This window comes from Leucobacter triazinivorans (assembly GCF_004208635.1).
GTDB lineage: Bacteria > Actinomycetota > Actinomycetes > Actinomycetales > Microbacteriaceae > Leucobacter > Leucobacter triazinivorans.
This window is the reverse complement of record NZ_CP035806.1, coordinates 1,127,102-1,148,936: the sequence shown is the minus strand read 5'-3', so window position 1 is coordinate 1,148,936 and position 21,835 is coordinate 1,127,102. Positions and strand designations below refer to the sequence as shown.

Below are 21,835 nucleotides of genomic sequence, written 5' to 3'. Positions count from 1 at the left end.
GATGCAGCGCTTCCTGCTCGAGTACCGCTTCGCGATGGAGGAGATCGAGACGAAGCTCTCGATCCTGCGCGAGGAGTTCCTCCACATGCACGAGTACAACCCCATCGAGCACGTCTCGAGCCGGGTGAAGTCGGTCGACAGCCTCGTCTCGAAGCTGGAGCGGCTGGGACTCGGCAACGACTTCGACGAGATCCGCTGCGAGGTGCAGGACATCGCCGGGGTGCGCGTCACCTGCGCGTTCATCCGCGACGTCTACCGGCTCTTCGACCTGCTCACCCAGCAGGACGACATCACCGTGCTCGAGGTGGAGGACTACATCGAGTCGCCCAAGCCCAACGGGTACAAGAGCCTGCACACCATCATCTCAGTGCCCGTCTACCTGTCGAGCGGTCGGGTCGACGTGCCCGTCGAGGTGCAGTTCCGCACGATCGCCATGGACTTCTGGGCCAGCCTCGAGCACAAGATCTACTACAAGTACGACCGTCAGGTGCCGGGGTCGCTGACTCGGGAGCTGAAGCTCGCGGCCGACATCGCGGCCGAGCTCGACACCCGCATGGAGCGCCTGCACGTCCAGTTGCACGGCGAACCGCCGACGCACACCGCACCCCTGGAGCTGCGCGCCGTGGAGCCGCGCGTCCACCGCGCGTAGCCCGCGCGCGGCGCCCGTCCGGGCGGGCGAGGTTCCTCGTGCACGCGCCCGGCGCCCGTCTGCACCCTCTTCGCGCGTCAGTAGGTGCGGCCATTCCCGTGTTTTGGCCGCACCTACTGACGCGCGAAGAGCGTGCGGTGGGCGCGGAAGAGGTGCGGCCGCTCGGATCGCGCGGCAGACCGATAGGGTCGTGGTGTGGAGAGCGAGTACCTGCCCGGCGGATCCGGCGGAGTCTGGCGGATCGGCACCGCGGACGGCGCGGTGCGGGTGCACCGCCCGACCGGGCCGTGGACCCCGGCGGTGCACGAGCTGCTGGAGCACCTCGCGTCGTGCGGACTCGACGGCGTGCCGCGGGTGCGGGGCTTCGACGATGCGGGCCGCGAGGTGCTCGACTACCTGCCGGGGCGGACGCTCGATCCCGAGACGGAGCGCGCGAGCGACGACGAGCTGGCGGATGCCGCCGCGTGGCTCCGGCGCTTCCACGACGCCGTTCGCGGGTTCAGGCCCGGACCGCGCGAGTGGCGCCAGGGGATGCAGGATCTCGCAGCCGGAGAGGTGATCTGCCACAACGATCCCGGGCTGTACAACTGGGTGATCGGAGAGCAGGGCTTCGCCGGGATGATCGACTGGGATCGCGCGGGCCCCGGTCGACCGGTCGACGATCTCGCGTTTCTCTGCTGGTCGGGGGTGCCGCTGCTGCGCGAGATTCCCGTCGCGGATGCGGCGCGCCGACTCATGCTCGCCGCCGAAGCGTACGGCGGGATCGGGCCGGCGGAGCTGCTCAATGCGGTCGAGACGCGCATGGACCTCATCGCCGAGCGCTGGCGGGCGGGCATCGAGCGCGGTGACCCGGGTACGCTGGCCCTGCGTGACGCGGGGATCATGGAGCGCCACCTCACGAGGGTGCGCGAGTTCGGTGCGAGACGCGAGGCGATTCGAGAATCGATCCGCGAGACACTGCGACGGAGGAGTGGAAGATGACTGAGCTGGTGCTCACCGACGGCGGCATCGAGACCGCGCTGACCGATCGACTGGCACAGGACCTGCCCGAGTTCGCGGCGTTCGTGCTGCTGGATACGGTGCCCGGGCGCGAAGCGCTCCGGGAGTACTACCGACCGTACGTGGAGCTCGCGCGGGAGCGGGGTCTGGGGCTGGTGCTCGACACGCCGACCTGGCGGGCTAATCCCGACTGGGGATCGCGGCTCGGCTACGACGCCGCGGCGCTCGAGCGTGTGAACGCCGATGCCGTCGCGCTCGTGCGGGGCCTCCTCGACGGCGCGGCTCCCGCAGTGGGATCCGCGGCGGCTCCCGAGATGCTCGTGAACGGCTGCGTCGGGCCGCGCTCCGACGAGTACGACGCAGCCGAGCGGATGACCCCGGAGCAGGCCGAGCGCTATCACGAACCGCAAGTGCGCGCGCTCGCGGAAGCCGGGGCGGACCGGGTGACCTCGGTCACCACGCTCGACGCGGCTGAGGGCATCGGGGTGGTGCGCGCGGCGCGGCGTGCGCGGATTCCGGCGGCCGTCTCCTTCGCCGTGGGAGCCGACGGATCGCTGGCGGACGGAGCATCGCTCGCCGACGCGATCGCCGAGGTCGACGCCGCCACGGACGGCGCCGCGATCGGGTTCCTCGTCAACTGCGCCCACCCGAGCGAGGTCGCGCAGGGCCTGGCGCGCTGCCACGGCGCACCGGAACTGTCCCGTCTCGTGGGCTTCCGCCTCAACGCGGCGACCCACGGCGACGCCGGGCCGGGCGACGATCCGGAGCGGTTCGCGGCGCTCGAGACCGAGCTGCGCGCGTACGCCCCGAACGCCGCCGCGCTCGGCGGCTGCTGCGGGACGGATGCGCCGCACGTCGCCGCGCTCGCCGACCGCGCCGCCCCCACCGCTGATCGGGTCTGACGTCGTCGTCTCGGTTACAGGACTCGCAGTCTGAGTGGTTAGGGTAGGACCGTGAGTAAAGATCCACTCGAGGAACTCTTCGGGCCGGCGCCGGAGCAGCCCCAGCCCGTTCCTGCGCGCGAGCGGCTCGCCCAGGAGCAGGCAGAGCGCGTGCGCACGGCTCAGCTCCCGATGGAGCAGCAGAAGCGGGACGCCGAGCGCCCCCGTGGCGCGTCCGCAGCGAAGCCCTGGATCATCGTGGGCCTTGTCGCGGTGCTGGCCATCATCGTCTCCATCGTCGTGGTGAACCTGGTGCGCGGCGCAGATGCGGGTTCGGGATCCGGGGAGGCCTCGGATCAGACCGCGGAGCCGACGACCCCGCCGCCCACCACGCCGGACGCTCCGGAGGAGGGCGAGGGTGAGGGTGAGGATGATCCCGAGCCGCCGGAAGACGACGTGCCGAGGGTCGAGGTCGGCCCGACCATGGAGCTGCCGATCCCGCAGTGGGGCGTCAACGGCCAGCTGAGCAGCAAGTTCGGCTCGACGAGCTACACCCTCGAGAACGGCAACACCGAGCTCTGGCTCGACAGCGCCCTCATCCGGCAGCTGCCGTGCGAGGGCAACTGGGGGGCGACGCAGCTCGCCGAGGGCCAGTACGAGGTGCTCAGGCCGGCCGAAAGCTGTGCCGCGGCCCCCGAGCTCTACGAGGAGCTCTGGGGTCTGACCGACGCGTTCGTGCAGAGCATCCGCCCCGCTGGTTGAGCGAGCGCAGCGAGTCGAAACCGAGGGCCCGGATCTCGGTCGCTCTCGTGCGCTCACCCGCCTGCGGACGCGCCGACGGCGCCGAACAGGCTCGGCCACAGCGCGAGGGCGAGCGGATAGCCGGCGAAGCTGACGATGTCGAGGATCCAGTGGGCGACGATCAGGGGGAGGGCCCGGCCCCAGCGCTGGTAGGCCCACCCGAAGACGAGCCCCATGATCACGTTGCCGATGAAGCCGCCGAAGCCCTGGTAGAGGTGGTAGCTGCCGCGCAGCAGCGCACTCGACACGACGGTCGCGACCGGGCCCACCCCGAGCCGTCGCAGCCGGTCGAAGAGGTAGGCGACCACGATGAGCTCCTCGCCCAGTGCCGCCCGGAGCGCCTGCAGCACGAGCACCGGCACCGTCCACCAGAACGCGTCGAGCGCCGTGGGGACGACGGTGGCGTTGATCCCGACCCACTTCGCGAAGAGGTAGAAGCCGATTCCGGGGATGCCGATGAGCGCCGCGAGCGCCGCCCCGCCGCCGGTCTCGCGCAGCCATCGCCAGCGACCGCCGTCGATCGGGGCGCCGAGACCGAGCCGGGCGAGGTGCGGGCGCGTGCCGCGCCAGAGCAGGAAGACGACGAGGGCCACGGGAGCGAGCCCGAATGCGAAGGCGAGCAGCTGGTAGACGAGGTCGAACAGCGGGCGTTCTGCGAGCGGCCGGTTGATCGTGGCCGTCTGCGAGGCGAGCGCGGTGTCGCGGGTCAGGCGGTCGAGGATCGAGACGACGGCGTAGACCGCCGAGGCGCCGAAGGAGAGCGCGAGCACGATCCCGACCTCCCAGCGCAGACGCGAGCGGAGCGGGTCGGGGAGGCGATGCGGGGTCACGGCTTCAGCGTACTCCCGAGGGTGCGCGGCAGAGTGGAGCTGCTGCCCAACAGAGAATGGTGGAACCGCACAGACGAACCTGGAATCCGGGCCGAATAATTCTCGATGATCTACAGACCTGGATCACGAAGGCGTCACGAGGCCGGGAATTGGCGTTCGGGGCTTCGGCGGATCGCTAGGCTGAATCCGTTGCAATACCAAGGAGAACACTCGCGGGGGCGTCGGTTCGGCCGACTTCTGCGCGAGTGCGGACATTCAAGGAGGAATCCAGTGAGACGATCACGAGTCGGTCTGGGGTTCATCGCGCTGGCCGCCGCGGGCGCGCTCGCGCTGACCAGCTGCGCGTCGAACGGCGGCGGTGAGGGCGGCGGCGAGGCCGGCGCCGGCGGCATCATCACGGTCAACAACACCGAGCCCCAGAAGGGCCTGATCCCCGCCGACACCACCGAGGTGGGCGGCGGCAAGGTCGTCGACGCGCTCTGGGAGGGCCTCGTCTACTACGACGCCGACGGCGTGACCCAGATGGGCGTCGCCGAGTCGATCGAGGCGCAGAACGAGGAGAACACCCTCTGGGAGGTCAAGCTCCGCGACGACGCCGTCTTCTCCGACGGCACCCCGGTGCTGGCGCACAACTTCGTCGACGCGTGGAACTACGCGGCGAACGTCGACAACGCGCTCGGCAACCAGTACTTCTTCAGCGCCATCAAGGGCTTCAGCGAGAGCGAGCCGGTCGAGGCGCTCGAGGGCCTCACGATCGTCGACGATCACACCTTCACCATCGAGGCGAGCCCCGACTTCCCGGATCGCCTGGGCTACTCGGCGTACTACCCGCTGCCGGACGTCGCGTTCGAGGACATGGCCGCATTCGGCCAGAACCCGGTCGGCAACGGTCTGTACATGCTCGACGGCGACGACGCCTGGAAGCACGACGTGTCGATCAGCCTCGTGAAGAACGACAGCTACGTCGGCCCCCGCGAGGTGGCGAACGACGGCATCGAGTTCAAGGTCTACGCGTCGCTCGACGCCGCCTACACCGATCTGCTCGCCAACAACCTCGACGTGCTCGACCAGATCCCCGACACCTCCTTCGCGGTGTTCCAGGACGAGCTGGGCGATCGGGCGATCAACCAGGCCGGCGCGCTCACCACCACGCTTGCCATCTCGACGAGCCTCGAGCACTTCGGCATGGACGAGGAGGGCAAGCTCCGCCGCGCGGCGCTGTCGATGGCGGTGGATCGCGACGAGATCATCGACGTGATCTTCGAGGGCACCAACGTGCCCGCGGTCGACTTCACCTCCCCGGTGGTCGACGGCTTCGCCGACGACCTCGCCGGCATGGAGAAGCTCGAGTTCAACCCCGACGAGGCCAAGAAGCTGTGGGCCGAGGCCGACGCGATCAGCCCCTACGAGGGCACCCTCGAGGTCGCCACGAACACCGACGGACCGCACCAGGTCTGGGTCGAGGCCGTGGCCAACCAGTGGGCGACCAACCTCGGCATCAGCGCGGCGCCGAAGCTCTACCCGACCTTCGCCGCATTCCTCGACGACCGCGAGGCCGACACGGTGGGCGGCCCGTTCCGCGCCGGTTGGCAGGGCGATTACCCGGGCGCCTACAACTACCTGCAGCCCCTCTACTACACCGATGCCAGCTCCAACCACGGGTTCTACGCCAACCCCGAGGTCGATCAGCTGCTCGACGAGGCGGTGCAGGAGAGCGACCACGAGGCGCGCAACGCCAAGCTCGACGAGGTGCAGGAGCTGCTGCTCGAGGACATGCCCTCGATCCCGCTCTGGTACCAGGGCACGACCGGCGGCTTCAGCGAGAACGTCGACAACGTCGCGTTCGGCTGGAACTCGGTCCCGATCTTCAACGAGATCACCACGAAGTAATCCGCTTCTGCGAGGCCCCGGGCGATCAGCTCGGGGCCTCGCCCTCGTCTCGAGGCCATCCGCTTCGCCGGCGAGCACTCACTTGCGCGGCCGGGAACACTGACGTTCCTTGGTTTCGCTTCGCACCACGAATGCGAGAGAATACGCAACATGTCTTCCTTCACTGACCAGAAGGGGGCGGAAGAGTGCTGAGATACATACTCTTCCGTCTGCTTCAGGTGATCCCGGTCCTGCTGGGCACCACCTTCCTCATCTACTTCATGGTCTTCGCCATGCCGGGCGATCCCGTCGCCGCGATGTTCGGCGACAAGCAGCCGAGTGAGGCCGTGCTCGAGCGGGTGCGCGAGCAGTACAACCTCGATCAGCCCTTCTTCATCCAGTACCTCCTGTACCTCAAGGGCATCCTGGTCGGCGACTTCGGCATCAGCTTCTCGGGCGAGCCGGTCTCGCAGATCCTCGCCCGCACCTTCCCGGTGACCATCACCCTCGCCGCCATGGCGATCGGCATCGAGCTCGTGCTCGCCGTGGTCGTCGGCCTCTTCTCGGGCCTGCGCAAGGGCAAGCTCTTCGACAACATCAACCTGATCATCGGCCTGCTCTTCCTCAGCATCCCGATCTTCGTGATCGCGTTCATCGCGCAGTACGGCCTCGGGCTCAAGCTCGGCTGGTTCAGTCCGACCGTGGGGCCGGGCGCACCGGTGAGCGATCTGCTGCTTCCGGCCATCGTGCTGGGCGTCTCGCTCTACGCCACGAGCATGCGTCTCACGCGATCCTCGGTCATCGACACCCTCAACCAGGACTTCGTGCGCACCGCGTACGCCAAGGGGCTCAGCCGCAACCGCGTCGTCCCCGTGCACGTGCTGCGCAACTCGCTGATCCCCACGATCACCAACACCGCCACCGACTTCGGCACGCTGATGGTCGGCGCGACGGTCACCGAGGGCATCTTCAACGTGCCCGGTGTCGGCAACGTGCTCTTCCAGGCCATCCTCAAGGGGGAGAACGCCACCGTCGTCTCGTTCGTGACCGTGATGGTGCTGATCTACCTCGTCGTCAATCTCGTCGTCGATCTCCTCTACGCCGTTCTCGACCCGAGGATCCGCTATGCCTGAGCCGAAGAACTCCAGCAATCAGTCCGCGGGCGCGCAGCGCCCGCCCATCGAGCACTTCGTCGCTCCCGTCGACGAGACGCCCGTCGCCTCCGTCGACGCGGTCCGGATCCGCGAGAAGAAGTCGAACCTGTGGCTCGACGCGTGGCGCGACATGCGCCGCCGGCCCATGTTCTGGATCTCCGCCGCGATCATCCTGCTCGTCGTGCTCGTCTCGCTCTTCCCGGGGTGGTTCACCTCGGTGGATCCGCGGGCGAGCTCGCTCGCCAACTCGAACGGCGCCCCCGAGCCCGGCCACCCGCTCGGCTTCACGAAGCAGGGGTACGACGTCTACGCCCGCATCGTCTACGGCGCCTCGACATCGGTATCGGTCGGTCTGATCGTGATCGCGATCACCTTCGTCGTCGGCACCGTCATGGGAGCGCTCGCCGGCTTCTTCGGCGGATTCGTCGACACGGTGCTCTCCCGCATCGGCGACGTCTTCTTCTCGATTCCCTACATCCTCGCCGCGGTCGTGGTGATGAGCGTGATGCAGGACTACCGCAACCCGCTCGTGATCGCCTTCGCCATCGGCGGATTCTCGTGGCCCATCACCGCGCGCATCGTGCGCGGAGAGATCCTCCGCGTCAAGAACGCCGACTTCGTGATGGCCGCCGAGTCCCTCGGCCTCTCGCGGTTCGCGACGCTCGTGCGGCACGTGCTGCCGAACGGTCTGGCCCCGGCGATCGTGGTGACCACGCTCTCGCTGTCGTCGGCGATCGTGGCCGAGGCCACTCTGTCGTTCCTCGGCGTCGGCCTGCCGCCGGGGCAGTTCATCAGCTGGGGCAACGACATCAGCGCTGCGCAGCTGTCGCTGCGCACCGATCCGATGCCCCTCATCTATCCGTCGCTGGCGCTCAGCATCACCGTGCTCGGCTTCGTCATGCTGGGCGAGGTCGTGCGCGACGCCCTCGATCCGAAGGCGAGGGCCCGCCGATGAGCGCGACGAACACCGAGAGCGGACAGTCATACATGCAGCCACTGCTGAGCGTGCGAGACCTCGAGGTCGCGTTCAAGGTCGACAAGGTCCTCAAGGAGGTCGTGCACGGCGTCGACTTCGACGTCTACCCCGGTGAGACCGTCGCGATCGTGGGCGAGTCGGGCTCCGGCAAGTCGACCACGATGCACGCGGTCATCAACCTCCTGCCGGGCACCGGGCGCATCACCGGAGGCTCCGTGCGCTGGAACGGGCGCGAGCTCGTCGGCGTCTCCCGCAAGGAGATGGAGTCGATCCGCGGCCGCGAGATCGGTCTCGTGCCGCAGGATCCGATGTCGAACCTCAACCCCGTGTGGTCCGTCGGCTTCCAGGTCGAGGAGGCCGTGCGCGCCAACGGGCTGGCCAAGGGCCGTCGCGCCGTGAAGCAGCGCGCCGTCGAGGTGCTCGAGCAGGCCGGCCTGCAGAACGCCGCGCAGCGCATGAAGCAGTACCCGCACCAGTTCTCCGGCGGCATGAAGCAGCGCGCGCTCATCGGCATCGGTCTCGCCGCGCAGCCGCAGCTGCTGATCGCCGACGAGCCGACATCGGCACTCGACGTGACCGTGCAGCGCGTGGTGCTGGACCACCTCGCGAAGCTGACCGGAGAGCTCGGCACCGCGGTGGTGTTCATCACGCATGATCTGGGTCTCGCGGCCGAGCGGGCCGAGAAGCTCATCGTGATGTACCAGGGCAACATCGTCGAGGCGGGCCCGAGCCGCGAGATCCTGCAGAACCCGCGGCACCCCTACACGAAGCGCCTGGTCGCCGCGGCTCCCAGCCTGGCCTCGCGACGCATCGGCTCCGACGCCGAGCTGCCGGCCGCGCCCACGGAGTCCTTCGACCTCTCGGTGCTCGCCGAGGAGGAGAAGCCCGCGGTGGGCCAGGGCGAGCCCATGATCGAGGTCTCGGGCCTGGGCAAGATCTACAAGCTGCGCAAGGGGAGCTTCGGCCACGAGGATTTCCACGCGGTGCGCGACGCCACCTTCACCGTGAATCGCGGTGAGACCATGGCGCTCGTGGGCGAATCCGGCTCGGGCAAGTCGACCATCGCCAAGATGGTGCTGCAGCTCGAGGAACCGAGCTCGGGCTCGATCCGCATCGCGGGGCAGGAGACCGCCGGCCTCTCCGGCAAGCGGCTCTTCGACCTGCGCCGCACGCTGCAGCCGGTGTTCCAGGATCCGTACGGCTCGCTCGATCCGCTGCACAACATCGGCAACACGATCATGGAGCCGCTGAAGATCCACGGGGTGGGCGACACCGCGAGCCGCAAGGCGCGCGTGCTCGAGCTGCTCGACCAGGTCGCGCTGCCGCGCGAACTCGCGACGCGCTACCCGAACGAGCTCTCCGGCGGCCAGCGGCAGCGCGTCGCCGTGGCCCGCGGGCTGGCGCTCAAGCCCGACATCCTCGTGCTCGACGAGGCGGTCTCGGCGCTCGACGTGCTCGTGCAGGCGCAGATCCTCGATCTGCTCGCCGAGCTGCAGCGGGAGCTCGGGCTCACCTATCTCTTCATCACCCACGATCTCGCGGTGGTGCGGCTCATCGCAGACCGTGTCTGCGTGATGCAGCAGGGGCGCATCGTCGAGCAGGCCACGACCGAGCAGGTCTTCGAGAACCCGCAGCAGGAGTACACGAAGAACCTGCTCGCGGCGATCCCGGGGGCGCAGATCGAGCTCGGGATCGGCTGAGGCGGGGCTGCGGCGAGCCGGCGCCGCGGGAGTTGCGGGCTCGTGCCGCCGCCGCGCCGCGGCGCCCCTAGCTCGCGAGACGCGCGTAGCGCAGCGCACCCGCGCAGGCGAGCGTCGTCGCGGTGAGCACGAAGAGCGCCATGGGCAGCGCGGTGTGCTCGCCCCAGGCGCCCACGAGGGGCGAGGCGAGGCCCCCCACGGCGAACTGCGAGGCGCCCAGCAGGGCGGATCCCGAGCCGCGGGAGGCGCCGGAGAGCGACAGCGCGATGGCGCTCGAGTTCGACATCGTGAGGCCAGTTCCGCCGGTCAGGGCGAAGGCGCAGACGATGAACGACGTCGGTGAGAGGGTGCCGCTCAGCGAGAGCAGCGTGAGTGCGGCGCCCGCGATCGCGGAGATCGTCGTGCCGATGACGAGCATGCGGTGGGCGGGTACTCGCCCGGCCAGGCCCGCGTTGATCGAGTTGGCGAGGATCATCGCCGCGGCGCCCGTGGCGAACGCGAGGGAGTAGAGGAGGGGCGGCATCCCGAGCATCACCTGGCCCACGAACGGCGACGCCGAGATGTACGACATCATGCTGCCGAACCCGAGCCCGAAGACGCACATGAGCAGCACGAACCGGCCGGTTCCGAGCAGCCCTCCGAAACTCCGGAGCGCCGTGCGCACCCCCGCGTCGCGGCGGGACTCGCGGGGCAGCGACTCCGGTACGAACACCGCGGCGAGCACGAACATCGCGGAAGCGATCGCGGCGAGCGACGCGAGCACCGCGCGCCAGTCGCCGACGACGAGGATCGCGCCTCCCACAGGGGGAGCGACGAGCGGGCCGAGCCCCACGAACATCGCGATGAGGCTGATCGCGCGGATCGCGGCCGCGCCCGAGGAGAGGTCGACCGCGATGGCGCGCGAGACGACGACGCCGGCGGATCCCGCGATGCCCTGCACCGCGCGGAGCGCGATGAAGATCCCGATGTCGGGGGAGAAGACCATCGCGATGCTCGCCGCCGCGAAGACCGCGAGCGCAACGACGAGCACGGGCCGCCTGCCGCACTGGTCGGAGAGCGGGCCGAGCAGCAGCTGGCCCACTCCCATGCCGATGAGGAACGCCGTCAGGGTGAGCTGCACGGATGAGGGCTGCGCGCCCAGATCCCGAGCTATCGAGGTGAACGACGCGAGATACATATCGGTGGCGAAGGGGCCCACCGCGGCCAGGAACGAGAGGACCGCGAGCAGCCCGCGCGTCAGCTGGGGAGGTGCGGCCATACTCGGATCATATACGATCCTGGGCGATGTGCTCGATTTCTCAGGGGGCTCCGCTGCGATCCGATATGATAGTACGTCGGCTTCTTCTGGTGCGCCGGGCTCGCGTCCCGGTCGCGCCCGGCATCCTGCCGCGCCGGCGATCCGCTCGTCTCGTTAGGACTCCACCTCTATGGCTCTCGCCACCCGCGAAGACCTCCGCAACGTCGCCATCGTCGCCCACGTCGATCACGGCAAGACCACACTCGTCGACGCCATGCTGCGTCAGACCAATTCCTTCGACGCCCACGCCGAGGTCGACGACCGAGTCATGGACTCCAACGATCTCGAGCGCGAGAAGGGCATCACGATCCTCGCGAAGAACACCGCGATCAGCTACGAGGGTGCGCACGCGAAGAACGGCCCCATCGTCATCAACGTGGTCGACACCCCCGGGCACGCCGACTTCGGCGGCGAGGTGGAGCGCGCGCTCTCGATGGTCGACGGCGTCGTGCTGCTCGTCGACGCCTCGGAGGGGCCGCTGCCCCAGACCCGCTTCGTGCTGCGCAAGGCGCTCGAGGCGCACCTGCCCGTGATCCTCGCGGTCAACAAGACCGACCGCCCCGACGCGCGTATCGAGGAGGTCGAGGGAGAGGCGCAGGATCTGCTGCTCGGGCTCGCCTCCGATCTCTCCGAGGATCACCCCGACATCGACGTCGACGCCGTGCTCGACGTGCCCACCGTCTACCTCTCGGGGCGCGCCGGTGCGGCGTCGCACACGCGCCCCGCCGACGGCTCGCTGCCCGACACCCCCGATCTCGAGCCGCTCTTCGAGACGATCCTCGAGCGCGTGCCCGCCCCCTCCTACGACGACGCGCATCCGCTGCAGGCCCACGTCACCAACCTCGACTCCTCGCCGTTCCTCGGCCGCATCGCGCTGCTGCGCGTGCACCACGGCTGGATCAAGAAGGGCGAGACGGTCGCCTGGGTGAAGCACGACGGCTCGGTGCAGAACGTGCGCATCACGGAGCTCATGCTCACGAAGGCGCTCACCCGCTACCCGGCGGAGCAGGCCGGCCCCGGCGACATCGTCGCGATCGCCGGCATCGAGGACATCACCATCGGCGAGACCATCGCCGACGCCGACGACGTGCGCCCGCTGCCCACCATCACGGTGGACGAGCCCGCGATCTCGATGACCATCGGCGCCAACACCTCGCCGCTCGTCGGCAAGGTGAAGGGGCACAAGCTCACCGCGCGCATGATCAAGGATCGCCTCGACCGCGAGCTCATCGGCAACGTGTCGCTGCGCGTGCTGAACACCGACCGCCCCGACGCCTGGGAGGTGCAGGGCCGCGGCGAGCTGGCGCTCGCGATCCTCGTCGAGAACATGCGCCGGGAGGGCTTCGAGCTTACCGTCGGCAAGCCGCAGGTGGTCACCAAGGAGGTCGACGGCAAGAAGCACGAGCCCTACGAGCACCTCACGATCGACACCCCCGAGGAGCACCTCGGCGCGATCACCCAGCTGCTCGCCGCCCGCAAGGGCCGTATGGAGAACATGGTGAACAACGGCACCGGCTGGGTGCGCATGGAATTCATCGTGCCGTCGCGCGGGCTCATCGGCTTCCGCTCGGAGTTCATGACCATCACGCGCGGCACGGGCATCGCGAACGCGATCGCGCACGGCTACGGCGAGTGGGCCGGTGTGATCACGACCCGCAACAACGGCTCGATCGTGGCGGACCGCTCGGGTGTGGCCACGCCGTTCGCCATCATGAACCTCCAGGAGCGCATGAGCTTCTTCGTGCAGCCGGCCGAGGAGGTCTACGAGGGCATGGTGATCGGTGAGAACTCGCGCTCCGAGGACATGGACGTGAACATCACCAAGGAGAAGAAGCTCACGAACATGCGCTCCTCCACGGCCGACACCTTCGAGTCGATGACCCCGCCGCGCCGGCTGACGCTCGAGGAGTGCCTCGAGTTCGCGCGCGAGGACGAGTGCGTCGAGGTGACCCCGGAGTCCGTGCGCATTCGCAAGGTGGAGCTCGAGGCGTCGCTGCGCGCCCGCGCGGCTTCGCGCCTCAAGAACCAGAAGTAGTCCGTTCCGGGCGCCGCCCGGGCCGGCGTTCCCGGCCGGGGCGGCGCGCTTCGGGCGTCAGTTGTTGCGGCCTCGCGGCCGGTGTGGTGACAACTAGTGGCGCGCGTGCGGGTGCTGGCTGGGGGTGGTGCGCTTCGGGCGTCAGTTGTTGCGGCCTCGCGGCCGGTGTGGTGACAACTAGTGGCGCGCGTGCGGCGGGCGCGGCGCAGCGGGAGCGGCGTGCGGCGGGGCGCTGGATCGCGGCGGCGGGCGGATCAGGCGCGCGTGGTCGATTCCCGCACGTCGAGCGTCGCCGGCGGCGTCGAGATGGGACGCTCGAGCGGTCGCCCCTCGGCCAGGCGCACCGCGGTTTCCACCGCGACCTGCGCGATCTCCTCGGGGTGGAGGTCGAGCGTGGTGACCGTCGGGTGCGAGGTGCGGTTCTGCACGGCGCCGGATCCGGCCGCGACGAGCAGATCCTCCGGCACCCGGATCCCCCGCCGGATCGCGGCGGCGGTCACGCCGGCGGCGTGGCGACCGGTGAGGCAGAAGATCCCGTCCGGGTGCTCGGCGGGGTCGCCGCCGAAGAAGTGCTCGATCACGGCGTCGCCCACCCGCTCGCCCTCGACCTCGGGAACCGAGATCACGAGCGGGCGCTGCCCGCGCGCCGCGCACCACTCGGCCAGCGTGAGCTGCGAGCCCAGGTTCCAGTCGTTGCGATCGGTGCCGGTGACGAGCGCGATGCGGCGGGCCCCGGCGTCGGCGAGGTGCGTGAGCATGAGCCGGGTCTGATGATCGTCGCCCTCGTCGATCTCGGGGAACTGGCCGCGGCGCGCGGGATCGGCGCCGACCGTGACGAAGGGAATGCGCTGCTCGGAGAGCATCGTCAGCACGGGGTCGTTCTCGAACGGATCCGTCACGATGTAGGCGTCGGCCGAGAGGGCGCTGAGCGGCACCCCGGGTCGTGTCGGATCGTCGATGAGCATCATGCTGTACCCGTGCTCCATCGCACTGAGCGATGCCGCGCCCGCGATGCGCAGGAAGTAGTCCACGCCCTCGGGGAGAAACGTGTCGAGGGTGTGCAGCGGGCGGATCACGAGCGCGAGCAGGCCGAGACGCGACCGCTGCAGCCCGCGGGCGATGGCGCTCGGCCGATAGCCGATTTCCGCCGCCACCTGCTCGATGCGCTCGATCGTCTCCCGGCGCACGATCCCCTTGCCGTTGAGCGCGTGTGAGACGGTCGTCGGGGAGACCCCCGCCGCCCTCGCCACATCCCTGATGGTCGGCCTGCCACTCTGCTCCACGCCGCCAGGATATCCCGTCGAGCGACCGGAGGGCACCTCCCTCGTGCCGGGCTCGGCGCCGATCGGGCGGCTCAGTTCGGCCTCGGCCCGGCCGCGGGCAGGACCGGGGAGAGCCGATCGGGCTCACTTCCCAAACCGTTTTGCACAAACCGTTTTGGGTGTTAGCATCCTCGGTGGGTCTTCATCTGGCGCCGACCGGATCAAGAGGATTCAACGACGAAACTTCGAATGGAGAAACTCACGTGAAACTTGCGAAGACGAGGGCGGCCGTCGCCCTGCTTGCCGTCACGGGTCTGGCCCTCGCCGGGTGCGCCTCCGGCAGTCGCGGAGGCGACGCCCAGGAGGGTGCTGACGGAGGAGCGCTCGAGCTCGTGCAGCTCACGCCCGAGGCGAGCGGCGAGCTCGACCGGGCCACCTGGAACTCGACGTACGGAGAACTCGCCAGCCTGGACCCGGCCAAGGCGTTCAACTACTCCGAGAACACGATCGTCTCGAACCTCTGCGAGCCGCTCTTCCAGATGCAGCCCGACTTCTCGGTGCAGCCGAACCTCGCCACGGGCGCCGAGACCGAGGACGGCCTCACCTGGACGATCGGCATCCGCGACGACGTCACGTTCTGGGACGGCTCGCCGATGACGATGGACGACGTCGTTTACTCCCTCAAGCGCCACAACGATCCGGCCGAGGGCAGCTACTGGACCGGCGGCGTCACCGCGAACATCGTCGACGTCGAGCAGACGGGCGACTGGGAGCTCGCCATCACCCTGCAGACGCCCGACCAGCTGCTGCCCTCCTCGCTCTCCACGGTGCTCGGCGTGGTCGTGCAGCAGGAGCAGCGCACGGCCGCCGGCGAGAACTACGGCAACCCCGACACCGGCGTCATGTGCACCGGCCCGCTCCAGTTCACCCCCGGCGACTGGAAGCAGGGCCAGTCGATCACGCTGACCCGCTACGACGGATACTGGAACGCGGATCGGGCGGCCAAGGCCGCCGAGATCGAGATCGGATTCGTGGTCGACCCGACCGCCATCGCCAACGGCCTGTCGACCGGCGAGATCCAGGGCTCCTACGACGTGCCGCTGCCGGCGCTCGGCCAGCTCGCGAGCAGCACGAGCGGCTCGCTCTACTACGGCGAGGGCATGCAGATCATGGCCATCATCTCGACGGGCAACGGCCTGTTCGGCGATCCGGCCGTGCGCCGCGCGCTCACCCGCGCGACCGACCGCCAGGCCATCGCCGACACCGTCTACGAGGGCACCGGCACCCCGTCGCGCTCCGTGGTGCCGCAGGCCCCCTGGGATGCGGTCGCGGACGTGCAGGATCTGCGCGACGAGCAGCTGCCGGATCTGAGCTACGACCTCGAGGCCGCGAAGGCCGAGCTCGAGCAGGCCGACGTCGACCTGAGCCAGCCCATCAAGATCGCATACCCGAGCGAGCGCTCCTTCTACGCCGACATCCTCAACGAGATGGCGAACGGGGCCAAGGAGCTCGGCATCACCCTCGAACCGACCGGCGTGCCCAGTGCGCAGTTCGGCTCGTTCTTCTCCGACCCCGCCGCGCGCGAGGGCTACGACGGGTTCGTCACGACGAACTACCTCAGCGCCCCCGAACCGCTGCTCCACCTCGTGAGCGTCGCCAAGACGGGCAGCGACCAGAACTACGCCGGGTTCTCGGACGCCGAGATCGACGCCGCGCTCGACGCCGCGCTCGCCGAGGCCGACCCGCAGCGGCGCGCGGAGCTGACCGTCGAGGCCGAGGCGCTCGTGATGGAGCAGCAGCCCTGGGTGCCGATCAACGACCTCGCGGTGCGGCTCTACATGGACGGCTCCGTCACGGGAGCCCCCGCGTCGTTCGTCTACCTCTACTACCCCTGGGCCGCCGACCTCGGTTCGGCCGAGTAGGCAGCTGAATCCCGCGGGAAGGGATCGTCCATGATCTACGTGCTCAAACGGCTCGGCGCGCTCGCCGCCGTGCTCGTCGTCTCCAGCTTCATCGTGTTCTCGGGGATGTACCTCGCCCCGGGCAGCCCGGAGCAGTTCCTCGTGCAGGGCCGCACGGTGAGCCCAGAGGTGCTCGCGTCGATCCGTGCGCAGTACGGGCTGGACGATCCCTTCCTCATCCGCTACTGGAACTGGCTGATGGACGTGCTGCAGGGCGACCTCGGCCGCTCGCTGCTCACGCAGCAGGACGTCTCGGCCCTCGTGGCCTCGCGCCTGCCCACGACGCTGTTCCTGGCGGCCTTCGCCGCGATCCTCATCGCCGTGCTCGGCGTGGGCCTCGGCGTGCTCGCGGCCACCCGATCCGGCGCGTTCGAGAAGCTCGTGGTGTTCGGCTCGAACCTCGGCTTCGCCGTGCCCACGTTCTTCGCTGCGCTCGTGCTCATGTTCGTGTTCGGCTCGAATCTCGGCTGGTTCCCGGTCTCCGGATCCGGCGAGGGCTTCGTCGACCGCCTCTGGCACCTCACGCTGCCGGCCATCGCGCTCGCGTTCCCCGGCATCGCGGTCGTGGCCCGGATCACGCGCACCGCGGTGCGCGAGGAGCAGGGATCCGAGCACGTGATCATGGCCATCGCCCGCGGCGTGCCCCAGCAGTTCGTGCTCTGGCGGCACACCATCCGCAACTCGATGCTGCCCGTGACCACGGTGCTCGGCACCAACATCGCGGGCCTTCTCGCGAGCGCGTTCGTGATCGAGTACGCGTTCACCCTCGACGGGATCGGTTCGCTGCTCGTGAACTCGGTGCAGAAGAAGGACTTCGCGGTCGTGCAGGCCATCGCGCTCATCATGGTGCTGGCCTTCGGTCTCATCAACCTCATCGTCGACCTGCTCTACGCGGTGATCGACCCACGCGTTCGGCTGAGCAAGGGAGCGGCAGCACGATGACTCGGCAGAAGACGAAGCAGGATCCCGGCGCGAACACGAGCGCCCAGGACACGGTGGCCGTGCAACTGCTGCGCAAGCATCGCAACGACGTGCCGATCTCGGGCTGGCGACTCCTCGCCAGGCGGCTCGGCCCGGTCGGCCTCATCAGCCTCGGCGTCATCGTGCTCGTGGTGCTCATGGCGATCCTCGCCCCGCTCATCGCGCCCTACGACCCGTACGAGGGCAGCGTCACCTCCCGCCACGAGGCCTGGAGCCTCGCGCACCTCATGGGCACCGACCAGTCGGGGCGCGACATCCTGTCGCGCATCATCTGGGGCGCGCGCACCAGCCTCATCGGTCCCACGATCGTGATCCTCATCACCGCGTTCCTCGCGACGACGCTCGCGCTCACGGCCGTGTGGTTCGGAGGCCGGGTCGACGCGCTCATCAGCCGCGTGCTCGACATCCTCTTCGCGTTCCCCAACATGCTCCTCGCGATCCTGGCGGTCGCGATCTTCGGGCCGTCCCTGCTCACGGCCTCGATCGCGCTCGCGATCGGATTCACGCCCTACTCGGCGCGCGTCATCAGATCCGTCGCGCTGCGCGAGCGAAACCTGCCCTACGTGGCCTCGGCCCAGCTGCAGGGCATCTCGGGCTTCGTCATCACCATGCGGCACATCCTGCCCAACGTGCGCACGCAGATCCTCACCGGCATGACGATCAACTTCGGCTACGCCATGATCGAGCTCGCCGCGCTCTCGTTCCTCGGCCTCGGCGTGCAGCCGCCGACCCCCGACTGGGGCCTCATGGTCTCGAACGGGCAGGCCTCGCTGCAGCAGGGGTACTGGGAGCAGAGCATCTTCGCCGGCCTCGCCATCGTCATCACGGTCGCGGCCTTCGGGTACGTGGGCGAGCAACTGGGCGGCCGCCGCGCTTCGGGAAGGACACGCTGATGCTGAAGATCGACGGACTGGTACTGACGGTGGTCGACCCCGACACCGGCCTCGAGACCGAAATCCTCCACGGGAGCTCGTTCGAGCTCGCGCAGGGCGAGGCGCTCGGGCTCGTGGGCGAGTCGGGTTCGGGCAAGTCGATGACGCTCAAGTGCATCCTCGGCATCGAACCCGGGGGAGCGCGCGTCGAGGGGCGGATCGAGCTCGACGGCGCCGATCTGCTGGCGACGGGCGGGGAGGCCCTGCGTCGCATCCGCGCCGAGGACCTCGCGCTCATCGCGCAGAATCCGCACGGCGCCCTGAATCCGGTGCTGCCGGTCGAGCGCTTCCTCGTCGAGGGGATGAGCGACGCGCGCAAGACGGGCAGATCCGAGGCGCGCGAGCGGGCCGCCGAGCTGCTGCGCCAGGTCGGCATCGACGACACCGAGCGCGTGCTGCGCTCCTACCCGCATCAGCTCTCGGGCGGCATGCTGCAGCGCGTGGTGATCGCGGGCGCCATCTCGGGCGAGCCGAAGCTGCTGCTCGCCGACGAACCGACCACCGCCCTCGACGTCACCACGCAGGCCGAGGTCGTGGCGATCCTCGACGAGAAGCGCCGTGAGCACGGTCTTTCGATGATCTTCGTCACCCACGATCTCGACCTCGCCGCCGCGGTGTGCGACCGCCTCGCGGTGATGCAGGACGGGGAGATCCTCGAGATCGGCACGCCCGAGGAGATCCGGGATCGCCCCCGCACCGACTACACTCGCAGGCTGATGGCGGTGCGCCCCATGCTCTACCCCGAGGGTCATCCGGCCGCCTTTCTCGAGGCCGGCGCCGAGCCGGGCCGGGGCGCAGACCACACCAGCGGGACCAGTGGGGCCAGCGGGGCCAGCGGGACCAGCGGGGCCAGCGGGGCCAGCTGGACGAGCGGGGTCAGCGGGATCAGCGGCGAGGAGGCCGGGGCATGAGCAGCACAGCGATCATCGAGGTCGAGCACCTGAAGCGCACCTTCCATATCGGTCGCAAGGCCAGCGTCGCGGCGCTCGACGACGTCTCGTGCGTGCTGCGCGCGGGGACCTGCCTCGCCGTCGTCGGCGAGTCCGGCTCCGGCAAGTCGACCCTCGCGAAGGTCGTCGTGGGGCTCGAGTCGGCCGACTCGGGCGCGGTGCGCATCGCCGGTCAGGAGGTGCGCCCCACCACCGCGCGGCGCCAGCTGCGCGAGCGGGCCGCGCTCGTGCAGATGGTGTTCCAGGATCCGCAGGGCTCGCTCAACCGCTCCCTGCCGGTGTCGGCCACGATCGACGAGATGCTGCGCGCGCACCGCCCCGACCTCGACAAGCGGGGCCGCCGGGCCCGGGTGCTCGAGCTGTTCGCCGAGGTCGGTCTCACCGAGCGCCACGCCGACGCGAAGCCGGCCGCCCTCTCGGGCGGGCAGAAGCAGCGCGTCGCGATCGCCCGCGCGCTCGCGGCCGAGCCGAAGATCATCGTGCTCGACGAGGCGGTCTCGGCGCTCGACGTCTCGGTGCAGGCGCAGGTGCTCGAGCTGCTCAAGCGCCTGCGGGCCGAGCACGGGCTCTCCTACCTCTTCATCACCCACGACCTGTCGGTGGTGCGCGACATCGCCGACGACGTGGTGGTGATGCGCGCGGGCCGCATCATCGAGCGCGGCACCGTGCACGAGGTGCTCGACGACCCGCAGGAGGCCTACACCAGGCTGCTCATCGCCTCGGCGCCGCGGCCGGGCTGGAAACCGCGGCGCGGCCTGCGCGACGCGCTCATGGGCGCCGAGGCCTGACCCGGCGCGCGGTGCGCGGGTGGTCTGCGTGGCCTGCGAGGCGCGCGGGCTGCCTGCGCGGTCTTCCGCGGCGTGCGAGGTCTCTGTGGCGTGCACGGTCTGCCCTGCCTTCCGCGACCTCCGCGGCATGCGTCGCCCGCGCCGCCTTTGCGGCCTGCGCGGCCGGTGTCGGCTGCGCCGCCCTCCGCGGCCTGCGCCCTCAGCGCAGGCGATCCACCGGCTGAACCGCATGGCACCCGCGACCGAGTACGAAGCCGCCGGCCCGAAGCCGCCGGCCCGAAGCCGCCGGCCCGGCGGGCGCCACGCGATCCAGACCTACCACCACCCCACGACCAGAAGGACGCACATGACCGACACGACCGAACGCCTGCACCTCGAGGTTGCGGGCGCCACGCCCCGCGACCTGGGCCGAAGCCGCGGCGCAGCGCTGCGCGGAAGCCTCGGGGGCGCCTACACCAGATATGCGGAGCTGTTCCGCGTGCTGGGGGTGGACGAGGAACGCGAGCGCGATGCCGTCGCGCGCATCGTCGCCGCGCTGCGCGGTTGGCGACCCGCACTGATCGAGCAGCTCGAGGGCGTCGCAGAGGGCGCCGGTGTCGAGTTCTCGAACGTCGTCGCGCTCAATGCCCGCACCGAGATCCTCGCGCTGGGCGAGAAGCCCTCGAGCGAGTGCTCCACGTTCACGACCGAGGTCGGCGCCCGCCGGTATGGCGTGCAGACCTGGGACTGGCACGTCGAGCTCGATCCCTTCTGGCACACGCACGCGGTCGACGGCCCCGGGCTGCGCTACGCCGGGCTCACCGAACAGGGCATCCTCTCGAAGATCGGGGTGAACGAGGCGGGCCTCGCGCTGCACTTCAACATCCTCGGACACCGCGAGGATCGCCCCGAGGGCGTACCCATGCATCTGCTCTCGAGCGTCGTGCTCTCCGAGTGCCGCTCGGTGCACGACGCGATCGAGCTGATCCGCGAGGCGCCCGTTGCGTCGTCGTCGGCCTTCACGATGCTCGACGCGGAGCGCGCCGTGTCCGTAGAGATGAGTCCCGCGGGCGTGTTCGTCATCGAAGCGGAGGGTGGATCGGTGCAGCGCACCAACCACTTCCAGCACGAGACGCCGCTCTCCGCGCAGAAGTCCGAGCTCTACGAGCCCGACTCGACGGAACGGCTGGAGCTCATGCGCGCTCGTCTCTCCGAGGGGCTTCCGGCGGCGTCGGCCGATCTGGTGCGGGTGCTGCTCACCGAGGAGGGCGAGGCGCCGCTCACGTGCCGAGCCGACATGTCGCAGGGTTACGGCGAACGCTGGGCCACGCTCGCCACGATCGTCACCGACCCTGTGGCTCGCACGATCCGCATCCTCGACGGGATGCCGACCGATGCCGAGACGGGGGAGTGGCGCGAGCTGACGGTGTAGCGGGGCGCGGCGCCGGGCGGCGCGGGGCGGCGCGTGCTGGCGCGTGGCGGGGCGTGCTGGCGCGGGGGTGCCGGCGCGGTGCGCGGCGGGTGCTGGCGCGGGGGTGCTGGCGCGGTGCGTCGCCCGGCGTCCTGGTGCGGCGCCCGGCGGGGCGCGGTGGCGCCCGGCGTCGCCCGGTAGTGCCCTGTAGTGCCCGGTAGTGCCCGGTAGTGCCCGGCGTCGCCCGGCGGCGCGCGCCAAGTGGGAGTCCCGTTCTGCCGCTTCCCGTTCTGGCAAGCGGCAGAACGGGACTCCCACTTTCTGGCGCTGGCGCTGGGGCTGGCGCTGGGGCGGCGGTGCCGGGTGCCAGGTGACGCTGG

The 21,835-nt window shown here is 69.9% G+C and carries 18 protein-coding genes; 15 read left to right on the top strand and 3 right to left on the bottom strand.

Annotated features, from left to right (window positions below; genetic code table 11):
• Position 1: 1 nt before the first annotated feature.
• The 4 genes from EVS81_RS05260 (at position 2) to EVS81_RS05245 (ending at position 3,291) form a co-directional block, all read left to right on the top strand.
• Positions 2–649, top strand: a complete 648-nt coding sequence (locus EVS81_RS05260) for a GTP pyrophosphokinase (protein WP_240740051.1) — start codon at positions 2–4, stop codon at positions 647–649.
• Positions 650–844: 195 nt separating this feature from the next.
• Positions 845–1,630, top strand: a complete 786-nt coding sequence (locus tag EVS81_RS05255; protein ID WP_130109454.1) for a phosphotransferase — start codon at positions 845–847, stop codon at positions 1,628–1,630.
• Complete coding sequence (locus EVS81_RS05250) at positions 1,627–2,550, top strand: homocysteine S-methyltransferase family protein (protein ID WP_130109453.1); 924 nt, start codon at positions 1,627–1,629, stop codon at positions 2,548–2,550. The genes EVS81_RS05255 and EVS81_RS05250 overlap by 4 nt, the downstream gene beginning before the upstream one ends.
• Before the next feature lie 51 nt (positions 2,551–2,601).
• Positions 2,602–3,291, top strand: a complete 690-nt coding sequence (locus tag EVS81_RS05245; protein WP_130109452.1) for a hypothetical protein — start codon at positions 2,602–2,604, stop codon at positions 3,289–3,291.
• A 53-nt stretch (positions 3,292–3,344) separates the two neighbouring features.
• On the opposite strand, the gene EVS81_RS05240 is transcribed toward EVS81_RS05245, so the two are convergent.
• The gene (locus tag EVS81_RS05240) at positions 3,345–4,160 is read right to left on the bottom strand and encodes a CPBP family intramembrane glutamic endopeptidase (protein ID WP_130109451.1); all 816 of its coding nucleotides are present in this window, start codon (positions 4,158–4,160) and stop codon (positions 3,345–3,347) included.
• Positions 4,161–4,430: 270 nt separating this feature from the next.
• Between EVS81_RS05240 and EVS81_RS05235 the strand changes: the two genes are divergently transcribed.
• The 4 genes from EVS81_RS05235 (at position 4,431) to EVS81_RS05220 (ending at position 9,859) form a co-directional block, all read left to right on the top strand.
• On the top strand, positions 4,431–6,050 hold the full coding sequence (locus EVS81_RS05235; protein WP_130109450.1) for a peptide ABC transporter substrate-binding protein: 1,620 nt from the start codon (positions 4,431–4,433) through the stop codon (positions 6,048–6,050).
• A gap of 185 nt (positions 6,051–6,235) precedes the next feature.
• Positions 6,236–7,162, top strand: coding sequence for an ABC transporter permease (locus tag EVS81_RS05230; RefSeq protein WP_130109449.1), 927 nt, complete (start codon positions 6,236–6,238; stop codon positions 7,160–7,162).
• Complete coding sequence (locus tag EVS81_RS05225) at positions 7,155–8,138, top strand: ABC transporter permease (RefSeq protein WP_130109448.1); 984 nt, start codon at positions 7,155–7,157, stop codon at positions 8,136–8,138. The genes EVS81_RS05230 and EVS81_RS05225 overlap by 8 nt, the downstream gene beginning before the upstream one ends.
• Positions 8,135–9,859 carry a dipeptide ABC transporter ATP-binding protein gene (locus tag EVS81_RS05220; protein WP_130109447.1) on the top strand — a complete coding sequence of 575 codons (1,725 nt, stop codon included), beginning with the start codon at positions 8,135–8,137 and terminating at the stop codon, positions 9,857–9,859. The genes EVS81_RS05225 and EVS81_RS05220 overlap by 4 nt, the downstream gene beginning before the upstream one ends.
• A 67-nt stretch (positions 9,860–9,926) precedes the next feature.
• Here the strand turns inward: EVS81_RS05220 and EVS81_RS05215 are convergent, their stop codons facing one another.
• Positions 9,927–11,117: a multidrug effflux MFS transporter gene (locus tag EVS81_RS05215; protein WP_130109446.1), complete on the bottom strand. Its 1,191-nt coding sequence runs from the start codon at positions 11,115–11,117 to the stop codon at positions 9,927–9,929.
• Positions 11,118–11,286: 169 nt separating this feature from the next.
• Between EVS81_RS05215 and typA the strand changes: the two genes are divergently transcribed.
• Entirely contained in the window at positions 11,287–13,191 is a 1,905-nt protein-coding gene (gene typA, locus EVS81_RS05210; RefSeq protein WP_130109445.1) for a translational GTPase TypA, read from the top strand.
• Positions 13,192–13,445: 254 nt separating this feature from the next.
• On the opposite strand, the gene EVS81_RS05205 is transcribed toward typA, so the two are convergent.
• On the bottom strand, positions 13,446–14,474 hold the full coding sequence (locus tag EVS81_RS05205) for a LacI family DNA-binding transcriptional regulator (protein ID WP_240739972.1): 1,029 nt from the start codon (positions 14,472–14,474) through the stop codon (positions 13,446–13,448).
• A 242-nt stretch (positions 14,475–14,716) separates the two neighbouring features.
• Here EVS81_RS05205 and EVS81_RS05200 point away from each other — a divergent pair, with 242 nt between their 5' ends.
• The 6 genes from EVS81_RS05200 to EVS81_RS05175 all read left to right on the top strand — a co-directional run bounded on the left by EVS81_RS05200 (position 14,717) and on the right by EVS81_RS05175 (position 21,476).
• Positions 14,717–16,375, top strand: coding sequence for an ABC transporter substrate-binding protein (locus tag EVS81_RS05200; RefSeq protein WP_130109444.1), 1,659 nt, complete (start codon positions 14,717–14,719; stop codon positions 16,373–16,375).
• Between the two features lie 30 nt (positions 16,376–16,405).
• Positions 16,406–17,356 (top strand): ABC transporter permease, encoded by a 951-nt coding sequence (locus tag EVS81_RS05195; RefSeq protein ID WP_130109443.1) that lies wholly within the window; start codon positions 16,406–16,408, stop codon positions 17,354–17,356.
• A complete protein-coding gene (locus EVS81_RS05190; protein ID WP_130109442.1) occupies positions 17,353–18,288 on the top strand; it encodes an ABC transporter permease in 936 nt (311 codons plus the stop codon). Before EVS81_RS05195 ends, EVS81_RS05190 begins: the two co-directional genes overlap by 4 nt.
• A complete protein-coding gene (locus EVS81_RS05185; RefSeq protein WP_130109441.1) occupies positions 18,288–19,238 on the top strand; it encodes an ABC transporter ATP-binding protein in 951 nt (316 codons plus the stop codon). Before EVS81_RS05190 ends, EVS81_RS05185 begins: the two co-directional genes overlap by 1 nt.
• On the top strand, positions 19,235–20,065 hold the full coding sequence (locus EVS81_RS05180; RefSeq protein ID WP_130109440.1) for an ABC transporter ATP-binding protein: 831 nt from the start codon (positions 19,235–19,237) through the stop codon (positions 20,063–20,065). Before EVS81_RS05185 ends, EVS81_RS05180 begins: the two co-directional genes overlap by 4 nt.
• A gap of 346 nt (positions 20,066–20,411) precedes the next feature.
• A complete protein-coding gene (locus EVS81_RS05175; RefSeq protein WP_130109439.1) occupies positions 20,412–21,476 on the top strand; it encodes a C45 family autoproteolytic acyltransferase/hydrolase in 1,065 nt (354 codons plus the stop codon).
• The last annotated feature ends 359 nt before the right edge of the window (positions 21,477–21,835 follow it).